The 18,262-nt window shown below is 57.3% G+C and carries 18 protein-coding genes; 6 read left to right on the top strand and 12 right to left on the bottom strand.

The genetic code is table 11. The annotated features are described in order from the left end of the window. Positions 1–68: 68 nt before the first annotated feature. Positions 69–713 (bottom strand): pyridoxamine 5'-phosphate oxidase, encoded by a 645-nt coding sequence (gene pdxH, locus NH398_RS03040; protein WP_159342177.1) that lies wholly within the window; start codon positions 711–713, stop codon positions 69–71. A 196-nt stretch (positions 714–909) separates the two neighbouring features. On the opposite strand from pdxH, the gene NH398_RS03035 reads away from it, so the two are divergent. Further along, positions 910–1,596: a cytochrome b/b6 domain-containing protein gene (locus NH398_RS03035; RefSeq protein WP_159342178.1), complete on the top strand. Its 687-nt coding sequence runs from the start codon at positions 910–912 to the stop codon at positions 1,594–1,596. A 5-nt stretch (positions 1,597–1,601) separates the two neighbouring features. On the opposite strand, the gene NH398_RS03030 is transcribed toward NH398_RS03035, so the two are convergent. From NH398_RS03030 to NH398_RS03020, 3 genes are read right to left on the bottom strand one after another with little or no spacing between them, the layout of a single operon-like run. Continuing rightward, positions 1,602–1,997, bottom strand: a complete 396-nt coding sequence (locus NH398_RS03030; RefSeq protein ID WP_159342179.1) for a DUF2069 domain-containing protein — start codon at positions 1,995–1,997, stop codon at positions 1,602–1,604. Continuing rightward, a complete protein-coding gene (gene wrbA / locus NH398_RS03025; RefSeq protein ID WP_159342180.1) occupies positions 1,994–2,620 on the bottom strand; it encodes an NAD(P)H:quinone oxidoreductase in 627 nt (208 codons plus the stop codon). Before wrbA ends, NH398_RS03030 begins: the two co-directional genes overlap by 4 nt. Before the next feature lie 8 nt (positions 2,621–2,628). Next, the gene (locus NH398_RS03020; protein ID WP_253016393.1) at positions 2,629–3,147 is read right to left on the bottom strand and encodes a gamma-glutamylcyclotransferase family protein; all 519 of its coding nucleotides are present in this window, start codon (positions 3,145–3,147) and stop codon (positions 2,629–2,631) included. A 135-nt stretch (positions 3,148–3,282) separates the two neighbouring features. On the opposite strand from NH398_RS03020, the gene smrA reads away from it, so the two are divergent. After that, complete coding sequence (smrA, locus tag NH398_RS03015; RefSeq protein WP_253016391.1) at positions 3,283–3,873, top strand: DNA endonuclease SmrA; 591 nt, start codon at positions 3,283–3,285, stop codon at positions 3,871–3,873. Positions 3,874–3,931: 58 nt separating this feature from the next. Here the strand turns inward: smrA and NH398_RS03010 are convergent, their stop codons facing one another. The 4 genes from NH398_RS03010 to metH all read right to left on the bottom strand — a co-directional run bounded on the left by NH398_RS03010 (position 3,932) and on the right by metH (position 11,284). Next, a complete protein-coding gene (locus NH398_RS03010) occupies positions 3,932–4,474 on the bottom strand; it encodes a DUF934 domain-containing protein (RefSeq protein WP_253016389.1) in 543 nt (180 codons plus the stop codon). Further along, the gene (locus NH398_RS03005) at positions 4,461–6,119 is read right to left on the bottom strand and encodes a nitrite/sulfite reductase (protein WP_159342184.1); all 1,659 of its coding nucleotides are present in this window, start codon (positions 6,117–6,119) and stop codon (positions 4,461–4,463) included. The genes NH398_RS03010 and NH398_RS03005 overlap by 14 nt, the downstream gene beginning before the upstream one ends. A gap of 133 nt (positions 6,120–6,252) precedes the next feature. Beyond that, on the bottom strand, positions 6,253–7,575 hold the full coding sequence (locus tag NH398_RS03000; protein WP_253016387.1) for an MATE family efflux transporter: 1,323 nt from the start codon (positions 7,573–7,575) through the stop codon (positions 6,253–6,255). 13 nt (positions 7,576–7,588) lie between these two features. Then, positions 7,589–11,284: a methionine synthase gene (gene metH / locus NH398_RS02995; protein ID WP_253016385.1), complete on the bottom strand. Its 3,696-nt coding sequence runs from the start codon at positions 11,282–11,284 to the stop codon at positions 7,589–7,591. 272 nt (positions 11,285–11,556) lie between these two features. Between metH and nfuA the strand changes: the two genes are divergently transcribed. Together nfuA and NH398_RS02985 are read left to right on the top strand one after the other, a co-directional pair. After that, the gene (gene nfuA / locus NH398_RS02990) at positions 11,557–12,162 is read left to right on the top strand and encodes a Fe-S biogenesis protein NfuA (RefSeq protein ID WP_159342187.1); all 606 of its coding nucleotides are present in this window, start codon (positions 11,557–11,559) and stop codon (positions 12,160–12,162) included. Positions 12,163–12,404: 242 nt separating this feature from the next. Beyond that, entirely contained in the window at positions 12,405–14,039 is a 1,635-nt protein-coding gene (locus NH398_RS02985) for a BCCT family transporter (protein ID WP_253016383.1), read from the top strand. A 54-nt stretch (positions 14,040–14,093) separates the two neighbouring features. Here the strand turns inward: NH398_RS02985 and NH398_RS02980 are convergent, their stop codons facing one another. After that, on the bottom strand, positions 14,094–15,137 hold the full coding sequence (locus NH398_RS02980; RefSeq protein WP_253016381.1) for a DNA-binding protein: 1,044 nt from the start codon (positions 15,135–15,137) through the stop codon (positions 14,094–14,096). 207 nt (positions 15,138–15,344) lie between these two features. Between NH398_RS02980 and NH398_RS02975 the strand changes: the two genes are divergently transcribed. Together NH398_RS02975 and NH398_RS02970 are read left to right on the top strand one after the other, a co-directional pair. Further along, positions 15,345–16,541, top strand: coding sequence for a site-specific integrase (locus NH398_RS02975; protein WP_253016379.1), 1,197 nt, complete (start codon positions 15,345–15,347; stop codon positions 16,539–16,541). A gap of 38 nt (positions 16,542–16,579) precedes the next feature. Beyond that, positions 16,580–16,996, top strand: coding sequence for a SufE family protein (locus NH398_RS02970; RefSeq protein WP_159342189.1), 417 nt, complete (start codon positions 16,580–16,582; stop codon positions 16,994–16,996). Positions 16,997–16,999: 3 nt separating this feature from the next. Here NH398_RS02970 and yidD read toward each other — a convergent pair whose 3' ends face one another. The 3 genes from yidD to NH398_RS02955 are packed head-to-tail and all read right to left on the bottom strand — an operon-like array spanning position 17,000 to position 18,251. After that, entirely contained in the window at positions 17,000–17,275 is a 276-nt protein-coding gene (yidD, locus tag NH398_RS02965) for a membrane protein insertion efficiency factor YidD (protein WP_253016568.1), read from the bottom strand. Between the two features lie 53 nt (positions 17,276–17,328). Then, positions 17,329–17,802 carry a phosphoribosyl-AMP cyclohydrolase gene (gene hisI, locus NH398_RS02960; protein WP_253016377.1) on the bottom strand — a complete coding sequence of 158 codons (474 nt, stop codon included), beginning with the start codon at positions 17,800–17,802 and terminating at the stop codon, positions 17,329–17,331. After that, entirely contained in the window at positions 17,802–18,251 is a 450-nt protein-coding gene (locus NH398_RS02955; protein WP_159342192.1) for a transcriptional repressor, read from the bottom strand. Before NH398_RS02955 ends, hisI begins: the two co-directional genes overlap by 1 nt. Between the last annotated feature and the right edge of the window lie 11 nt (positions 18,252–18,262).

Raw genomic sequence — 18,262 nt, 5'->3', positions numbered from 1 at the left:
GTCCAATAAAATGGCCTGCTGGTCAACACCGGCAGGCCACTTGCTAGGTGCCGTCTTGCGCGGGATGATTAAGGCGCTAAACGGAAGCGGCTCCACTCACCGCCATCACGTCGCTCATAGCGCAAGCGGTCGTGCAAGCGGCTGGGTTGCCCTTGCCAAAACTCGATCATTTCTGGATGGACACGGTAGCCGCCCCAATGGATGGGGCGCGGAATATCCTGACCCTCATAGGCTTGTTCAAAACGTTTTTGACGCTCTTCGATCCAGTTGCGGTCAGGAATCACCACGCTCTGGGTCGCAATCCAAGCCCCCAGTTGGCTACCACGCGGGCGGCTGGCAAAGTACTCGTCCGACTCCTCGGCAGATACTTGCTCCACCGCGCCTTCGATACGTACTTGGCGGGATAGGGAGGGCCACCAGAACGTGAGGGCGGCGAAGGGGACGTTGTTCAGTTCGCTGCCTTTATGGCTGTGGTAGTTGGTGAAAAATACCATGCCGCGCTCATCGAACCCTTTGAGCAGCACCACGCGGGCATGGGGACGGCCTTGGCTATCCACGGTGGCAAGTGTCATGGCATTGCCATCTTTACCTTCGCTTTCGAGCGCCAGGCTGAACCACTCATCGAACATCACGAACGGATCGTCAGGAGTGTGCGTTTCATCCAAACGCCCACCCTCGTAGTCACGCCTGACGTCGGCAATATTACGTGTCATCGGTGAAGCTCCCTTGCGGTGATAAGTTGCATTAGTGTCATGTTCGCTGGTCTACCGATAAAGCTCAAGTGTTGTTCGGTGGATGACCCAAAACGGTTGGTGCAGTGACACAGCGTTGGTGAGTGGGTGGAATCCTCCTAGGAGAACCCGTCAATAAATGAGAAACTCTACCAGTACGAGGATTGAGGATCGTCAGATGCAGAGCCGCACGACACGCATAGCCGTATGGGATACGTTCATTCGTTTGTTTCATTGGTCCCTGTTGGCAGCCGTGGTGATTTCGTTCTACACCACCAAAACGTCGGGCCAGCCGTTTCTATTTCCGCTGGAAGTGCATGCCCAGTCGGGCTATTTGATCATTGGGTTATTGGTGTTTCGCGTGATCTGGGGCCTGGTGGGCACGCCGTATGCCCGCTTTGGCACGTTCTTGTACGGGCCAACTGTCACCGCACGTTATACCAAAGCGCTGATGACACGACGCGCACCACACTACGCTAGCCATAATCCGCTTGGCGGCTGGATGGTCGTATTGCTACTGGCGTCGTTGGGGTTTCAAGCGCTCAGTGGCTTGTTCTTGAGCGATGATATTTTCTTTCAAGCGCCGCTGTATGGGCTGTTAGGGGCAGGGGTAGGCGATTTATTGGGCCAACTGCATGCACTGAATAGCGACCTACTGTTGGTATTGATCGGTGTGCACGTTCTGGGGCTGATGTGGCATGCGCTTCAAGGCGAGCGCTTAGTCACTGCCATGCTTACGGGCGTCAAAAAATTTGACCGCCCCCCCGCGGATGCCACTCCTGCCGCGTCTCGTGCGCAAACCCACTATGCCATAGGTGCACTGCTGATCGCGGCAGGTGTGAGTGGCTGGTTGTGGTTCTACTGATACACTCAGCCTTTGAGGCGCTGTTGGCGGCTGCGAAAACGGGCATACCCCATGCAGCCTGTAAATAGCGCCAGCGATACCAGCGCTTCCAACACTCCGCGCATGCCCTGGCCGGGCAGCGTCGCCAGCATGACGCCTTGTGTGAAGTAGAGCAAGCTGACGAAGGCAAGCCATGCGTGCCCACGGGCACGTTGGCCAATGATCGATGGCAAGAACAGCACCAGGGGTAGGACGAACGCGACGACGGGGCGCCAATTGAACGTCTCGCCTTGCACGAAGAATCCACGATAAATTACCAACAGCAGCAGCACGCCAAAGCTAACGAGCACCAGCAGGCGTGCTTGTCGCGTCAACGTATCGAGCCCGTGTTTCTCTTCCAGCGTCTCTAACCACTGTCTCATGAAGACACCTCCTGGCGCATTTTATGTAATGCCAGCGCGAGTTTGGCGAGCCGCCTGCCTTGTGCTTTGCATAACGCTCGTTCGTGCTCGTCCACCGGGCGGTCGCTGCGCGCGCCAGCCACGTGGCTGGCCCCGTAAGGCGTGCCGCCATGCTGCGTGCTCAATAACGCGGGCTCGCTGTAGGGGATGCCCGCATAGACCATACCGTGATGCAGCAAGGGCACTAGCATGGTCAATAAGGTGCTCTCTTGGCCGCCATGCAAGCTAGAGGTCGAGGTGAACGCGCAAGCGGGCTTATCGATGAGCGCGCCATTCATCCAAAGGCTGCTGGTCGTGTCGAGAAAATACTTGAGCGGCGCAGCCATATTGCCAAAGCGCGTTGGGCTACCCAACGCCAGCCCGCTGCAGTGACGCAAATCGTCCAGATTGGCGTACACCGCTCCTTCGGCGGGAATCTCGGGGTCGACGGCTTCACAGGTGGGGGAGACCGCAGGCACCGTGCGCAGTCGCGCTTCGATACCGGGAAGGCTCTCGACACCCGCTGCTAATTGGCGGGCCATGTCTGCCGTGGCTCCTGAGCGGGAGTAGTACAGTATCAAGACAAAGGGCGTGGCTTCACTCATGGCGTATCCTAAGTGGTGGGCAGGGCGACCAAGCGTTGAGCGGTCACTGGCAACGTGTCATATGGTACCAGAGCTATCCCCTGGGCAGGAGCGCTATCGAGCAGGCTGACCTCTGGAAGCCGAACGTAGACCCAGGCAGTGCTGCCATCGGCCAGCGTCTGCGTCACGCGCTCATAGCGAACGCCAAGCCGTTCATAACGATCGAGGCGCGCCAGCGCACGGGGCGAAACGGTTAGCAGGAGCCCATCGACGTGGCTATCCGCACGGGCCACAAGATCCAACCCCTGACGCTCGAATCCTTCTAGTCGCGCAGGCTCAGGGGAACCTGACGTCCCCATGACGATCCAGCGGATAGGCCAGTAGCGCAGCGTGCCGTACACGAACACTTGGTGGGTGCGCTGTTCGATGTCGGGTAGTTCTTCGGGGCGCTCATAGAACCAAGGGCTGAGCATGGTCAGCCAGAGCCAAGCGGCAACGCCCATCAATCCAGCCAACAGTGACCATACCAATCGCTTTGCCCAAATCATGCGTCATTCCTAGGTAACGTGTGGCTGTGTAGAGTGAAGAACGTCATGCCACAAGACAAGTCTTAAGCAGTGTCGGTGATTTTGCTACGATACGTAGCGTTGTCTAGGCCTTAGACCCTATCGGAGGAGCCTGTTATGAGCCAGTCACTTCGTGATGATATGGACTTCCGCGCGTTAGTGGGCGATGTGAAGCCATTGCCCAAGCGCAACCGCGCGGATACAGGTCCCCACCGTCAACGGCCATCAGAAGCCCAATTGGCCCGGCGTGAAAGCGCAGAAGAGCGTTTGGATGAGCGTAACTTTCTCTCGGACGATTTCGTCGATTTACTGCCCCCCTTCGACCCTATCGAGTTCCGCCGTGAAGGCATTCAACAAGGCGTGGTCGATAAGTTGAAGCATGGCGGATACAGCGTGCAAGCACAGCTCCATTTGTTACGGCGCCCGTTAGTGGAGTGTCGGCGTATGCTGTTCCCCTTCATCCAAGAAGCCTATGCCCATGACTTACGCTCGGTGCTGATCGTTCATGGACGTGGGCGGGAGCTGGATAGCCCGGCCAACGTGTTGCGCTCTTATATCGCCAAGTGGCTCACCCAGTTCGATGAGGTGCAGGCCTACGTCTCCGCACAACCTTCAGAGGGCGGACTGGGTGCGACCTGGGTGATGTTGCGCAAAAGCGACCGCGCCAAAGCCAATAACCGCGAGCGTCAGCAGAAACGGCGCGGTTAAACGCAAAAAACGCCGACAAGGGCAAATCCTTGTCGGCGTTGTCGATATGCTAGCGGGGTTACTGGCTAGCAGCTAGGCGCTTTTCGAACAGAGCTTGGCGCTCTTCCACGTCGGTCTGATAACGGACGCTGAACGCATTGAGGGCGCGCAGTGCATCCTCAGGGTGCTGATCGTCTCGTAACGCCATGGTCGAGAAGCCGCAGCGACGCATGTAATCCAACTGATCGACCAGCACGTCGCCGACCGCACGAATCTCTCCCGTGAACCCATAACGCTCTCTCAGCAAACGCGCAATGGTGTAACCACGCCCGTCGGTAAAGGCCGGGAAATCTACGGCGACGGCAGGGGCCATCTTGAGTTCGCTGGCCAGTTCGGCGTTGAGTTCGGTGTCGCTCGCCAGCAGCGGTGCCAGCTCTGCATCATCCTGATGGCTTTGCCACAGTGCGAGTGGCACGAACGCAGGGCGCTGCTCGGGCAGTGTTTGCGCATCGTAGGAGACGCACCAAGCATTTTCAGCAGCCAGCTCACCGTTGTCGATCAAGTGATCGACATGAACCGGCGTCTGTTCTACGGCCTCGGTTTGGGTATCATTGCTGGGCATAAACACGCTCCTTAAAGGGTTTTAGGCCAATACGGCGATACGTATCCAGGAAGCGCTCATCTTCGTGACGTTCAGCCACATACACTTCGAGTACCTTCTCGACCACGCCCGGCACGTCTTCGCGGAAGAAAGAGGGGCCTAGAATTTTACCCAGCGAGGCGTCGTCCGTTGAATTACCGCCAATCGAGACTTGGTAATACTCCTCGCCTTTTTTATCGACGCCAAGGATGCCGATATGGCCGACGTGGTGGTGGCCGCAGGCATTCATGCAGCCTGAAATATTCAGGTCGAGCGGACCCAAATCGTATAGGAAATCCAGGTCTTCGAAGCGCTCTTGCAACGCCTGGGCAATGGGAATGGAGACCGCATTGGCAAGGCTGCAGTAATCGCCACCGGGGCAGCAGATGATATCGTTCAGTGTGCCAACGGTGGGGTTGGCCATTCCCAGCGCATCCAGTTCTTTCCAAAGCGCTTCGAGCTCGTCGACCGGCACGTCTGACAGCACCAAGTTCTGCTCGTGAGTCACCCGCACTTCGCCAAAGCTGTAGCGATCCGCCAGATCGGCCACGGCTTCCATTTGGTCGGCAGTGACGTCTCCCGGAGCATGCTCGCGGCGCTTCAATGACAGCGTGACCGCTTTGTAACCCGGCACTTTGTGGTCGGTCACGTTATTGGTGACGAAACGCGCGAAGCTGCGGTTTTCGCTACGCAGTTGGTCGAACGCTGCCACCGCGTTGTCGGCCACCGGGCGGCGCTCCGGCTCGGGGAAGTGCGCTTTGGCAGCATCGACGGCGGCTTGATTCAACGTCTGAGGTCCATCTTTCAGATGCGCCCACTCTTCGTCGACTCGGCGGCGGAACTCGTCGATACCTAGCGCCTTCACCAAAATCTTGATGCGCGCCTTGAACTTGTTATCACGGCGACCGAACTGGTTATACACCCGCACGCACGCTTCGAGATAGGTCAGCAGGTGCTGCCAGGGCAGGTCTTCGCGTACTACGTCGCCAATCATCGGCGTGCGGCCCAAACCGCCACCTGCCAACACCTTGACGCGCAGCTCACCGTCAGCATTGCGCCACAGGCGCAGGCCAATGTCGTGAACCTGAATCGCAGCGCGGTCTTGGGCGGCCCCGCTTACCGCAATTTTGAATTTGCGCGGCAGGTAAGCAAACTCCGGGTGCAAGGTAGACCACTGACGAATGAGCTCGCACCAAGGGCGCGGGTCTTCGACTTCGTCATTGGCAATGCCAGCAAACTGGTCACTAGTGGTGTTACGGATGCAGTTACCGCTGGTTTGGATTGCGTGCATCTGTACCTTGGCCAACTCGGCCAAGATATCCGGCACGTCTTCGAGTGCAGGCCAGTTGAGCTGCAGGTTTTGGCGCGTCGTGAAGTGGCCATAGCCGCGGTCGTAGCGGCGCGTAATCTCGGCCAGGGCACGCAATTGCTGGCCTGCCAGCATGCCGTAAGGAATGGCGATGCGCAGCATAGGCGCGTGTTTCTGGATATACAGGCCGTTTTGCAGCCGCAGGGGGCGGAACTCTTCCTCTCCCAAGCGTCCGGCTTGGTAGCGCTCCATCTGATCGCGGAACTGAGCTACGCGCTCGTCAACCAGCGTTTGGTCGTGAATATCATAACGGTACATGTGGCACGATCCTGCTAAAAGCGAAATGGTCACGTCGAGACGGACGGTAATGTGCCGTCACCTTAACGCGGGCGTCATATTCTACAAAAGAATATATAATTATCTTTTTATCGTTAAATGCTATTTCAAACGACTATCGAAACCCGTGGGCGAGCCAGCGTCGCCGCTGCCATACCCACAAAAAGCCAGTAGAGTTGAGCAGTCGGTAAAAGAGCTGTGTCAACCAGACCCCGACCAACCCGTAACCCAGCCAAATACCCACCCACCAAGCCAGTGGTAAAAAGAGTAGCCACTGCATCCCTAAGGTGAGCAGCATGACGGTGCGCTGCGCACCAGCGCCCATCAGGGCCTGTGCCAATACCAGCGCAGCGGCGTCGAGCACGATCATCAGGCCGGTAATTTGCAGGGGCAGTCTCCCTAACTGCACCAGCGCCTCATCGGTAAAGAAAATGCCCAAAATCGGCTCGGGGATGACGAGCATGGGTAACGCTAGAACAGTCAGCAGCATACCGGCAACGCTCAGAGCGTCAATGCCCCAGCGGTGGGCGGCCTGTTGGTCGTCGCGGCCCAAGGCTTCTCCGACAAGGCTCATGGCAGCGACTCCCACACCGACGCCCGGCAAAATCAGTAGCAAGGAAAGATTCACCAAGACGTGACCGACCGCCACGCTCGACGTGCCGAGTTGACCCAGCAGCCAAAAAAGCACCACGTAACCGGCGGCAAACCAAAGCTGTTGCAGCGAATGCGGACACGCAAGCGTCAGCGTCGATCTGACGTCTTCCCAGGAAAGCATTGAGGAAGTGCTGGGATGACACTGCCGCCAAGTGATGCTTCCCCAGATCCCCAGCCCCAGTAGAAGTGACAGCGTGGTGCCGATCGCAGCGCCGTTTACTCCCAACGCAGGCAACCCCGCGACCCCGTAGATGAGTGCCGCACTGAGCGCCACGTTAGCCGCATGGACCACGACGATGATACGTAGATAGAGATGCGTTTGCTGCCGTCCGTTCCAGTAGCCACGTAAGCAAAGGGTCAGCGCGATGGCGGTTAGCGCGATGACGCGCCAGCGGAAGTAATCGATGGCAAGCTGTGTGACGTCGTCTGCGGGGGATATCAGATGGATCAGCGCCGGGGCTTGCCACCATGCCATACAAGAGAGCGGCAACCCTACGGCCAAACCAATGACCATGCCTGCGCGCAGGGGCTGGGTAGGGCACATGTGGTTAGCGCCCGTTGCATGGGCGGTTTGCGACTGCACGCTGGAGGATAGGCCAAACACCAGCGCCGTCATCATGAACATGGCATATCCACCCATACCCACGGCGGCCAGTGCCTCCTGGCCTAAATGGCCTATCAAGGCAGCGTCGATCAAATTGAGCACGCTCTGCGAGAGCATGCCCAGCATGATAGGAAAGGCCAAACGCATGACCTTACCTTGGCGGCGAACCACTGGCGACATTCGTTCGGACGAATCAGCTAGGGTCGTAGGAGAGCACCGGCGAGAGCCAACGCTCCATCTCGGCAAGCGACATCTGCTTTCGCTCGGCCAGTACCTCGACCTGATCACGAGTGATTTTGCCCGTGGAGAAGTACTTCGACTGCGGGTGGGCAAAGTACCAGCCCGACACGGCTGCCGCTGGCCACATGGCGAAGTTCTCCGTCAGCGTCAGGCCGGTATTCTCTGGGGCGTTCAGCAAACGGAACAGCGTGGCTTTTTCAGTGTGATCCGGGCAGGCCGGATAGCCTGGGGCAGGGCGAATGCCCTGATACTTTTCGGCAATCAGCGCGTCGTTGTCTAGCGTTTCTTCAGGCACGTAGCCCCAAAACTCTTTGCGCACCCGCTCATGCATGCGCTCGGCAAACGCTTCGGCCAAGCGGTCGGTCAGCGCCTGCACCATGATGGCGTTATAGTCGTCACCGGCAGCTTCGTAGGCTTTGGAGAGCTCGTCCACACCGTGCCCCGTGGTCACCGCAAAGCCGCCGATCCAGTCGGGTTTGCCGCTCTCTTTAGGGGCGATGAAGTCAGCGAGGCTGTAGCAGATACCGTCACGGCCTTTGGTGGTTTGCTGGCGAATATGGTGTAGACGCTCGACCACCTCGGTGCGGCTCTCGTCGGCGTAGACTTCGATCACGTCATCATCCACGCTATTCGCAGGCCACAGGCCAATCACGCCGCGCGCTGTCACGTGCTTTTCATCGATCAACTTGCGCAGCATCACTTGCGCGTCAGCAAACAGGCTCTGGGCGGCTTCACCCACGACCTCGTCGTTGAGAATCTTCGGGTACTTGCCAGCGAGCTGCCAGCTCATAAAGAAGGGGGTCCAGTCGATCCGCTCGACGAGTTCTTCCAAGTCGTAATCGTCGAAGGTCATCAATCCCAGCGTGTTTGGTTTGGCAGGGGTATGAGTCGCCCAATCGGTGCGAAAGCGCCGCTTACGCGCCTGGGTGTAATCCAGGTCGGCGGCTTTGGGGCGGCGCTTGGCATTACGCTCGCGCACTTTTTCGTACTCTTCGCGAATCTCGGCCACGTAAGCCGGTTTCAAGTTGGGGGCCAGCAGCTTGCCAGCCACGCCGACCGCACGGGAAGCATCCGTCACGTAAATAACGGGGTGCTCGTACTGCGGTTCGATTTTAACTGCCGTGTGCGCTTTGGAGGTGGTGGCACCGCCAATCAGCAGCGGCAGGTCCATGCCGCGGCGCTGCATCTCTTTGGCCACGTGTACCATCTCGTCCAGCGACGGGGTAATCAGGCCAGAGAGGCCGATGATATCGGCGTTGTGGTCAATAGCGGCCTGGAGAATTTTCTCGGTGGGCACCATGACGCCAAGATCGATCACTTCGTAGTTATTACACTGCAGCACGACCCCCACGATATTTTTGCCGATGTCGTGGACATCCCCCTTGACCGTGGCCATCACGATTTTGCCCTTGGCCTGGGTATCCTCACTTTTTTCCGCTTCGATGAAGGGAATCAGGTACGCAACCGCCTGCTTCATGACGCGGGCGGACTTGACCACCTGGGGCAAAAACATCTTACCTGCCCCAAATAGGTCACCGACCACGTTCATGCCATCCATCAGCGGGCCTTCGATCACCTCGATGGGGCGGGCAGCTTGTGCACGGGCTTCTTCCGTATCGTCTTCGATATACGCTGTAACGCCTTTCACCAGCGCATGCTCGATACGCTTGTTGACCGGCCAGCTGCGCCACTCGAGATCCTCTTTCTTCGCGGCACCGCTGCCGTCACCCTTGTACTGATCGGCAATGTCCAAGAGACGTTCGGTGCCGTCGCTGCGGCGGTTGAGCACGACGTCTTCTACGGCTTCTCGCAGCTCGGCGGGCAGATCATCGTAGACAGCCAGCTGCCCAGCGTTGACGATACCCATGGTGAGGCCCGCACGAATGGCGTGGTAAAGAAATACCGAGTGGATCGCTTCACGTACCGGGTTGTTGCCTCGGAACGAGAACGACACGTTAGACACGCCGCCGGAGATCATGGCGTGGGGCAAGTGTTCACGAATCCATTGGGTGGCTTCGATGAAATCCACGGCGTAGTTATTGTGCTCTTCGATGCCTGTAGCGATGGCGAAGATGTTCGGGTCGAAAATGATGTCTTCGGGCGGGAAGCCGATCTCATCCACGAGCAGCCGGTAAGCGCGCTCGCAGATTTCGGTTTTGCGCGCAAAGGTATCGGCCTGGCCCTCTTCGTCGAACGCCATGACGACAATGGCGGCACCAAAGCGACGGCACTTGGTGGCCTGTTCGCGGAAGGCGGCTTCACCCTCTTTCAGCGAGATCGAGTTGACCACTGCCTTGCCCTGAACGCACTTCAGGCCCGCTTCGATGATGTCCCACTTCGAGGAGTCGATCATGATGGGCACGCGGGCAATGTCCGGCTCGCCAGCAATTAGGTTCAGAAAGCGCACCATGGCTTCCTTCGATTCCAACATGCCTTCGTCCATGTTGATATCGATGATCTGCGCGCCGTTTTCGACCTGCTCTAAAGCCACTTCCAGCGCCGTGGTGTAATCTTCTTCTACGATCAGGCGCTTGAAACGGGCCGAGCCGGTGACATTGGTACGCTCGCCCACGTTGACGAATAAAGAGTCGGCTTCGATGTTGTAGGGTTCGAGGCCAGACAGACGGCACGCTCTGCTGCGCTCGGGCACTTGTCGAGGCGCCATGGGGCGCACGGCCTCGGCAATGGCGCGGATGTGCTCTGGCGTCGAGCCGCAGCAGCCGCCAATGATGTTGACCAAGCCGCTTTGGGCAAACTCGCCGACGATCGCGGCCATCTCTTCTGGAGTTTGGTCGTATTCACCAAATTCATTCGGCAAACCCGCGTTGGGGTGGGCAGAAACGAACGTATCGGCTTTAACGGAGAGCTCTTCCAGATAGGGGCGAAGCTCTTCGGCTCCCAAGGCACAGTTCAAGCCTACCGAAAGCGGATTCGCATGACGGATGGAGTTCCAAAAAGCTTCCGTGGTTTGCCCGGATAACGTACGTCCTGAGGCATCGGTAATCGTGCCGGAAATCATGACCGGCAAACGACGGCCGAGATCATCGAACAGCTCTTCCAACGCATAAATAGCGGCTTTGGCGTTGAGCGTATCGAAGATCGTCTCGATCATGATCAGGTCTGCGCCGCCGTCGATCAGGGCACTGGCCGCTTCGTAATAGTTTTCTCGCAGTTCGTCGAAAGTGACGTTGCGTTTGGCGGGATCGTTCACGTCGGGTGAGAGAGATGCCGTGCGTGACGTTGGCCCGAGAACCCCAGCCACATAACGCGGCACATCGGTTTCCGCAGCGACGGCGTCGCACACCTCACGCGCCAAGCGTGCCGATTCGCGGTTGAGCTCAGGCACCAGATCTTCCATACCGTAGTCGGCCTGGGACAACCGGGTGCTGTTGAACGTGTTAGTTTCCAATATGTCCGCGCCAGCTTCCAGATAATCGCGGTGGATACGGGCGACGACGTCCGGACAGGTTAGCGCCAGTAGATCATTGTTGCCTTTCAAATCCGACGGCCAGTCGCGGAAGCGCTCTCCGCGGAAGTCATCCTCGCTGAGTTGAGCATTCTGCAGCATGGTGCCCATGCCGCCATCCAGAATCAGAATGCGTTGGGCAAGGCGTTGGGTAAGGGAAGCAGTCAAATCGCTAGCAGCCATGGCAGGGGAAAATCTCCAGCGTCTCAGTCGGAAAGGGTATTTTTATCGTCGTCGTCAGTCATTGAGCGGCGGCTATCATACCAAAGGGCACACCATAGGGCAGCAAGCCTGGTCGTGAAGTTATTGCAGCATCTTTATTAGACGTGCTCATGAAGCGTGGGCAATAGCCGACTAAAACACTCGGGATTGTGTCGGCTCGCGGTTTTGCTTACCATAGGCACAAATGACATGTGAAGTGGCCGTGCCACTACCACGGGAGGATAACATCCCTTATGACCACGACTATCGAAGCGCCTGGTATTGATATTACCGACAGTGCACAAACCTACCTTGCCGAGCTGCTGGAAAAGCAGAACGTCGAGGGGATTGCCGTACGCATTTTCATCACTCAGCCCGGCACACCTTATGCAGAAACCTGTCTGGCCTATTGCCGCCCTGGGGAAGAAGAGCCGACGGACGTCAAACTCGAACTCGAGAAGATCAATGTCTTTCTCGACAAGAACAGCCTCGCATTCTTGGAAGAAGCGGTGGTCGACTTCAATGCTGACCGCATGGGTGGCCAGCTGACCATCAAGGCGCCCAACGCTAAGATGCCGAAGGTCAATGCCGATAGTCCGCTCGAAGATCGCATCAATTACACGCTCTATAGCGAAATCAACCCTGGTCTGGCGGCCCACGGTGGTGAGATCAAGCTCGTCGAGCTGACCGAAGACAAAGTCGCGATCCTGGCCTTTGGCGGTGGTTGTCAAGGGTGCGCCGCGGTGGATCTCACGCTCAAAGACGGTGTCGAGAAAACGTTGATGGACCGTATTCCCGAGCTTGCCGGTATCCGCGACGTGACCGACCACACGGATACCACGAACGCCTATTATCGCTAAGCCTATGGCTGCCCATTGGCTTGGTAGACACTGAGCTAAAGGCAGCAGAGCGTCGGTACAAAGCCCAGCAGAGCACTGCTGGGCTTTTTTATCGTTAGCGTTTCATCATTCGAGCCACTAAAGCGCCGTCTAGCGATCAACGATGATTCCATGTAAAACTATTGTAAAGCTATTCCCTGGGCGATGATGCCTAGCGGGTTCCTACAAAGTGCCATGGAGAGACGGCCATTAAACGCTCATCTGTGTTTTCTAATATTCATAAACCTATCTTTTTCGGATCGCTAGGCCTGCTGCTGGCGGTGACGCTGCCTCTCATTCTGTTTCCAGAGATGGGGCGGGTGTGGGTGATGGCGGCGCAAAGCTTCGTGACCACCAACTTCGGCGTGCTCTATCTCGCCATGGGCGTCGCATCGCTGGGCTTCATGTTCTACATCGTGTTTAGCGACATAGGACAGATCAAGTTAGGCGATGTCGATGCCGAACCAGAGTTTTCGCTGCTATCGTGGGGCGCGATGCTGTTTGCTGCAGGCATTGGTGGGGCGGTCGTCTTCTGGGGCATGGTGGAGTGGATGTATTACCTGCAAAACCCGCCTTTCCATGTCGCGCCTTTTTCCGAAGAGGCAACCGCCTGGGCGGCTACGTATGGCATGTTCCACTGGGGGCCGATTGCATGGTCGATCTATCTCGTGCCGGCATTGCCCATGGCGTACTTTCTTCACGTGCGTAAACACAAAGTGCTGCGTATCAGTGAAGCCATTCGCCCCGTGCTGGGTGAAAAGCTGGCTCGAAGCTGGTTGGGTAACATTATCGATATTCTGTTTATTTTCGGCATGCTGGGTGGCGGCGCGACGTCGCTGGGTATTTTGGTGCCTCTCATCAATGAAGGGCTTGGCAATCTATTCGCTTTCACGCCCAATGCCAGCAGCCAAATTGCCGTGCTAGTGGGCACGACAGCCATCTTTGCCGTGAGTGCCTGGCGTGGCCTGAAGGGCGGCATCGAAATGCTGTCGGACATCAATATGTGGCTGGGCCTCGCCGTACTGCTGTTCGTACTGGTAATGGGACCAACGGTGTTCATCCTGGATACGGGCCTGAATTCTATCGGCTTAATGCTCAGCAACCTGATCGAAATGGCGACATGGACCGAGCCGTTTGGCGCGTTGGGTGGATTCGAGGACACTGGTTTCCACCAGTCATGGACGATTTTCTACTGGGCGTGGTGGCTGGTGTTCGCGCCGACCGTGGGGCTGTTCATTGCGCGTATTTCGAAAGGGCGCCGTATCAAGACCATGGTGGCGGGATCGATTTTCTTTGGCTCGCTGGGTTGTGCGCTATTTTTTATCATCCTCGGCAACTACGGCCTTTATCTGCAGCTATCCGGCACGCTGGACGTCATTCAAGTTATGAACGAACAGTCGGCGAATGCAGCCTTCTATGCCGTGCTTAGCCAGTTGCCGCTGTCTTGGCTCGTCACGCTCGCGGTGGTGATACTGCTGTCGATTTTTACCGCCACCACGTTCGATTCCATTGCCTACATTCTTTCGTCCGCGGCCGAGAAGAAACTCGATAAAGAGCCTGCGCGCTGGCATCGTCTGTTTTGGGCCTTTACGCTATCGCTACTGCCGATGTCACTGCTGTTCTTGGGCGGACTGCAAACGCTGCAGACCGCCAGTATCGTTAGCGGCGTACCGCTACTGTTGATTGCCGTGCTGTTGATGATCTCCATGGTGCGCGCAGCGCATTACGATCTGCGTTATCAGCCCGATTACGATGACCCCGAGATCAACATCGAAGAGTTTCCAGAAAACGACCCCTGGACGGAGAAGGGGACGTGGGAACTACCTGAGGAACAGAGCGGCGAGCCGAGCCAGTCTTAACACGGATACGGACCCTCGTCGCTCCCATCCTCGAGTCATGCTTGGCCATCCCGCTTATCGGGATGGCTTTTTTGTGTCTGGCGTATCATCGCTGCTACTGATCAGCGTGTTAGGCAGATCCGCTAGCTGTGCTTGCAGTGACGCCATGCGCTGCCATAACTGCTCTTGCCAATGGTCACTGTCTCGCGCCTGTTGCTGATGTGTTTCCAGCGCCTGCGTGGCTTTGTCCAGGCTCGCCTGCAGCTCGTTGCGCTGTGTTAGTAGCTCTGCATTGTGGCGTTCCAGCTCTGTCAGGCGCTGCTGATAAGCGCTGTTTTCTTGCTGGTAGTGATGAATCGCATCGTTTTTTTGCTGCAACTCCTTGGTGAGTGCCTCTGCACGCTGCTCCCATTGCTGTAAGCGCTTTTGTAGCGCTTTCTCTTCTTGAGCGCGCTCTTGTCGCAGCGTGTCCAACAGCGCCATCAATTTACCTTCCGACGCTTCGTTGCGCTGCTCCTCTTGGGCCAGACGCTGCTCCCAAGCCGTTTGCTGCGCGGCCTGTTGCTCACTAAAGCGTTGTTGATCCGTTTTGAGCGCGCGCTGTGCTTGATCGAGCTGCTCGCGGTAGTGGATGACTTCCTGAGCCACTTTTTCTGCCTGCTGCTGCCAATGACGCTCATGGGTCTGGCTCTCGCCAAGCTCGCGGTGCAGCGCCTCTAGGCGCTGTTCGGTGTGGCGAAGGTGCTCGGCCAGGGCGCTTTCACGCTGTTCGGCATTGGCGGCCTGTTGAAGCGCTTCGGCGGCTTCTTGCTGTGCGCTCTCCACCTGACGATTGGCATCTTCTCGGTAGTGCGCGAGTGCTTGGTTAGCTACTTCTTGCGCTTCGCGCCATAGCTCGCTGGCTACATTGACCACGACTTCCGGCACGCCTTTGGGTGGCGGTACGTCGCGATTCTGCTCGCGCTCAGTTCGCCATAGCCGGAAGTGTTCGCTGATGGTCGTAAAACTGCCGGTGCCGAGCACCTCCCGAATACGCTGCACGCTGGGGTTATCCCCACGGGCCAGTAGCGTATCGATAGCTTGTTGAACATCACTGTACTGAATTCCGCTGCGCGCCATGGCGTGATCCTTATGCGTTGAGTGACATTGCTTGAACGGCATTGTCCTGACTTTACGAGCAAAACACAATTATTACATATTACATAAAACGTAATGTTATTTATTTAACGGCAGTGAAATTCAAGATTATTGTCATTATCTTGAATTTATAGAATAGTAGCGTCACACTTAACGCATTGAATGGATGACGACTAAAAGGGCGCTGAGATGCCACCAGAAACGACAAAGAATGGGCACAGCCTCGATCTCTCCTCTGCAATGCCAGTGAGGGAGGAGGGGCACTGGCTGACAAGCCAATCTGTCTCAGCGCCTACCCAGCCCCCACGTATCGAGGCAGAAAACGACCATCAGGCCGTGTTGCTGTGGCTTACGGAGTATCGTGACAGCCCGCAAACGCTCAAAAGCTATCGGCGAGAGGCCGAGCGACTGCTGCTTTGGCTAGCCAGCCAAGGTAAAGGGTTGCGTGATATGAACCGTGAGGCGCTGCGCCAGTTCGAAGCTTTTCTAGAAGACCCTCAGCCACGGGCAGCGTGGGTAGGGCCGTCAAAACCTCGTGAGCATCCTGAATGGCGCCCCTTCAGAAGCGGTCTGTCGCCCGCGAGTCGTCGGCAAAGCCTGATCATTCTGCAGGGCTTGTTTAGCTGGCTGGTGGAGGCTGGCTGGGTAGGGCACAACCCTTTCGTGCTGATGCGTGACAAAGCGCGGCGCATGAACAATCAGTCGCAGGGCATAGAGCGCTACCTGGAGCAACCGCTGTGGGCCTGGTTTTGGCAGTGGCTGAACGAGCCTCCGCAGAGCGATGACGCGCGGCTCGTTTACGAGAGTTCACGAAGACGCTTCATCTTTAGCTTTGCCTATCTTTTGGCACCACGCATTAGCGAGATGGCCAACGCCCGCATGGATGACTTTCATCGGATAGAAGGGCGCTGGTGGTGGAGGGTAGTCGGCAAGGGCAGTAAGCAGGCCCGCATACCCGTGCCTGCGGACATGCTGGAGAGCCTGCAAGCATGGCGAGTGGCGCTAGGGCTCAAGGCAGAGCCAGGCTACGACGAGCCAACCCCGGTGATTCGTGCGCTGGATAAGCGCAGAGGCATTAGCGATAACCAGCTCTATCGATTGATGAAAGACACCTTTGCCAACGCCGCGGATGCGCTCGAAATGCAGGATGGCCAGCCTGCCTATATCGAAGCACTTCGACGGGCAACGCCTCACTGGCTGAGACATACAGCGATCACTCATCAGGCCCAGTCCGGCGTTAGCCTACGCTACTTAGCGGAAAGTGCTCGCCATGCCAAGCTAGATACCACCAGCCGCTACTTACATACCGAAGCCGATGAGTGGCATCGAGAGCAGCAGCGCCACCGCTTGAAAACGCCGCCAAAAACAGGGGCTGAAACGTTATAATAGCCCCGACTGTGATTCATTAACCCAAAGGATACGTCATGGCAACTTCAGGCGCAGAGCTAGCCCAACAGGAGCTAGTCGAAGAGTTTGAGATGTTTGATAACTGGATGGATCGTTATCAATACATTATTGATATGGGCAAGCAGCTGCCTGACTTTCCGGAAGAGCGTCGTACCGACGAGTTTAAAATCCAAGGCTGCCAATCCAACGTGTGGATGTGCCATGAACAGGCAGGCGACAAGCTGGTGTTCAAGGCTACGTCGGATGCGGCTATCGTATCAGGGTTGATTGCCGTGCTGCTGCGTATCTACAGTGAGCGCACAGCCGAAGAGATCAATCAGACCGAACCGCACTTCTTGAAAGATCTCGGGCTGGACAAACACCTATCGCCTACGCGCAGTAATGGCCTGCATGCGATGTTAGAGCGTATTTATCAGGTGGCTAAGCAGGGGTAAGCATTAGTGGCGGCAGGAGGACGAACCGCAGCGGTTCGCAGGGCAGTCGTCATCATCTTGGCATAGCGTTTCGCTGCGCCCGCCAGGCACCGGGTCCATGCCCCCCGGATGGCCGGGGTGGCATTTCACGATGCGTTTGACGGCCATCCAGCCGCCTTTGAGAGGGCCATGCACTTGGATGGCTTCGATGGTATAGGAAGAGCAGCTTGGCCAGAAACGACAGCGCGGACCCAACAAGGGGCTAATGGTGTATTGATAGACGCGAATGCAGCCCACCATCAGTGCGGTCAGCAGCCTGCGACCGCCTCGCTGCAGGGCCTGCCACCCGTTTTTCACGACGTTTTTGGACCATATAGCGTTGCCGGGTCGATCATCGGCTCACTGGTGATTTCTGCGCTATCTACCCCTAGTGCGACATAGAAACAGCTGCGGCGGCCGGTGTGGCAGGCAGGCCCTGTTTGATCGACCTGCACGAGCAGAGTATCGCCATCACAATCCAGCGCGGCGCTCACCAGGTGCTGCTGCTGACCGGACGTTTCCCCTTTACGCCAGAGCGTTTGACGAGAGCGGGAGAAGTAGCACACCCGCTGGGTGGATAGCGTCTCTTCCAGGGCTTCTCGATTCATCCACGCCATCATCAATACCTCACCGGTATCGTGCTGTTGGGCGATGGCGGGAATCAGGCCGTCGTCATTGAAACGTACGGCATTCAAGAGCACGCCCATTGAGGGCAGGGTGTCTTGGGGGGAAGCAGACTCCAGCGCTTTGAAAAGCTGCTGAGGCGCCAGTTGGTCAAAGTGAGACATTAGGCATTACTCGTGGGTCGGCACGCTTGGCACAAGCCCTGAAGCTCGATGGTTTGGCGCTCGACATTGAAACCTTGACGTTTCGCAAGCGCGGCCAGCTGATCGCTAATTTCATCCAAGTGCAATTCTTCGACGTAGCCACACTGGCGACAGATGAGCAGTTGGAAGCCATGGGTGTGCTCCGGGCACGCGCAGGCCACGTAGGCATTCTGCGACTCGATACGGTGCACCAGCCCCTGCTCGATGAGAAACTCTAGCGCACGGTAAACGGTGGGCGGACGAGCAGCGGCGTGCTCTGTAGAGAGCTGATCCAGCAAGTCGTATGCTTTGAGCCCTCCGCCATTTTCTGCGATAAGCTCGAGTACCCGGCGGCGTATCGGAGTAAACCGAACGCCGCGCGTGTGGCACTGAGATTCTGCTTGCTGCAATAGCGTATTGGCTTCAGTCATTAGATAACTCG

Origin of the sequence: Halomonas sp. CnH100-B (assembly GCF_024124605.1) — a bacterium.
Classification (GTDB): Bacteria; Pseudomonadota; Gammaproteobacteria; order Pseudomonadales; family Halomonadaceae; genus Vreelandella.
The sequence above is the reverse complement of the archived record's forward strand: the minus strand, read 5'-3'. Positions and strand labels throughout refer to the sequence as shown.